Source organism: Anoxynatronum sibiricum (genome assembly GCF_039414295.1).
Classification (GTDB): Bacteria; Bacillota; Clostridia; order Peptostreptococcales; family Tindalliaceae; genus Anoxynatronum; species Anoxynatronum sibiricum.
Genome location: NZ_JBCITM010000043.1, coordinates 1 through 1,725 on the forward strand (window position 1 = coordinate 1; position 1,725 = coordinate 1,725).

At 41.6% G+C, this 1,725-nt stretch carries 3 protein-coding genes and 2 pseudogenes; 2 read left to right on the forward strand and 3 right to left on the reverse strand.

The window, feature by feature from the left end; genetic code table 11:
* The coding region (locus AAIG11_RS18210; protein ID WP_425499437.1) for a hypothetical protein at positions 1–226 on the reverse strand (226 nt) is incomplete at its 3' end.
* A 78-nt stretch (positions 227–304) separates the two neighbouring features.
* Between AAIG11_RS18210 and AAIG11_RS17770 the strand changes: the two are divergent.
* Positions 305–449, forward strand: a pseudogene (locus tag AAIG11_RS17770) (ATPase); the annotation flags it as partial.
* Positions 450–640: 191 nt separating this feature from the next.
* Here the strand turns inward: AAIG11_RS17770 and AAIG11_RS17775 are convergent.
* Both AAIG11_RS17775 and AAIG11_RS17780 read right to left on the reverse strand, forming a co-directional pair.
* The gene (locus tag AAIG11_RS17775) at positions 641–871 is read right to left on the reverse strand and encodes a hypothetical protein (protein ID WP_343187542.1); all 231 of its coding nucleotides are present in this window, start codon (positions 869–871) and stop codon (positions 641–643) included.
* Between the two features lies 1 nt (position 872).
* The gene (locus AAIG11_RS17780; RefSeq protein WP_343187543.1) at positions 873–1,178 is read right to left on the reverse strand and encodes a hypothetical protein; all 306 of its coding nucleotides are present in this window, start codon (positions 1,176–1,178) and stop codon (positions 873–875) included.
* A 329-nt stretch (positions 1,179–1,507) separates the two neighbouring features.
* On the opposite strand from AAIG11_RS17780, the pseudogene AAIG11_RS17785 reads away from it, so the two are divergent.
* Positions 1,508–1,725: pseudogene (locus AAIG11_RS17785) on the forward strand (IS21 family transposase); the annotation flags it as partial.

The following is a 1,725-nucleotide window of genomic DNA, read 5'->3' on the forward strand; positions in this document are numbered from 1 at the left end:
TGTAAAGAATCACCGCGCCCACCAACAGAAAATTGATGGGAACTGTAAAAGCCACCTGAGCACCCAGGGCCCATAATCCGTTTCCTGAACCAACCCTGGCAGATCGCCCCATGATCCGCAGGGTCAGCTGGGTCAGCGGAAAAATTCCCATACATCCAAAAAACAAAAACAGCATACCATGCAGCGGACTGCTTAGCACACTGATGGCAGCAGAAATGATCCAAATGAGCCCTTACACAAGCTGTCCGGGAAAACCACGGGGCAGTCCCATCACAGAACCTGGCACTTGCCGACTTTTATGAGTGCCCGGGCCAGAGAATATGAAGATGCCCTGCAATGGTTTTGTGACGCTAAGCTGATCAGCTTTCAAACTTTATGTGGTGGACGCAGGACTTCTGCGCAGATTATCCCTCCTTGACCCCTCGGCTTTTCGCGAAGGAAACCGCCTCTTACATGCTCAGGAAGCTGTTGATATAAAAAGACATCGCTGGCTGTCTGCATGGCTTTCGCCGGAGAATGAATCATTCGCATGGTCTTGACTTCATCCTTCCAATAAGTAATGTTTATGACTTAGTTTACCACAAGTGATGGTTGATGAGGGTCAAGCACTGTTTCACAGGTATAGTAAGCAGTTCTTTCATCACGCGGTTATGAATTGTACTATTCCACTGATCATGCCTAAACTCCCAATTGTAAAGCAGGTCCAACCTATGATGTTTATATTTTTAGAGGCCTTCTTATTCAAAAGAAATACTCCAAAAACGATAAAAAGCACACTTAAACCTACATTGAATAAAAGAAGTTGTGGCTCAAAACCACCAAAAATTCTATCCAGCGCATTATCAATAAAACGTTCAAATTTCTGTTCCATCTTATTCAGCCTCCATATGATTGACTTTTTTTATAAGCACAGTGGTGGTAATACTTCCTGCTGTAATTGTTATTCCCATGAATATCATTAAAAACAGATCTGCACCAGCAGCATTGTCTATGTTTACGAAGGCTATATTACTATATAAAGAAGCTAGCAGCACAGCAGATATAATAGTAGTGGGCACAGATTTTTTAGTATATCCTATTCCCATGGCAATAATCCCTATCGTAGCAGATATAACAGCCATAACAATTGATACTTGTATTGTCTTAAGTAGTAATTCAACAGTAAATCTATCCTCCATCAAATAAAAGAATGATTCTGTAAGAGCAAAAATTATAAACACCGTAGTGTTACAAATAAATACTGCTGCTACTATAAATAAGAAAACACTTAACACCTTAGCAAAGAATATTTTTCCTCTATCTGCCTATGCTAATCTGATAGTGAGCCAAAAACACGCTTTGTGCTGATGAAAAAGTGAGCCACTCTCCAAAATCACCAGATAAGTTGTGCTGATGAAAAAGTGAGCCACCTAATCCAAACTCCTATACAATTGAAAGCATCAAATCAATTGATTGGAGTGTGAAAGGTGTGATCGTGGACGTGGATCTGTATGGTCAAATCAGACATATGTTTACCCAGGAAGGTATGACACAACGAGCAATTTCCCGAACATTAGGCATCTCCAGAAATACAGTCAAGAAATACTGCGAAGGCAACCATGTCCCCTGGGAGCGCAAACCCTATGAACGAATATCATCCGTTGTGACGGAAGAAATCCGCGCTTTCATCCAAGAGTGCCTGGATCAGGATGAAGCGGAAGGTTTGAAAAAGCAAAGTCATACAGC

What these genes read in the sequence shown, in the direction of transcription:
- AAIG11_RS17775 (WP_343187542.1), bottom strand. Translation starts at nt 871, where the DNA reads ATGGAACAGAAATTTGAACGTTTTATTGATAATGCGCTGGATAGAATT.
- AAIG11_RS17780 (WP_343187543.1), bottom strand. Translation starts at nt 1,178, where the DNA reads ATGGAGGATAGATTTACTGTTGAATTACTACTTAAGACAATACAAGTA.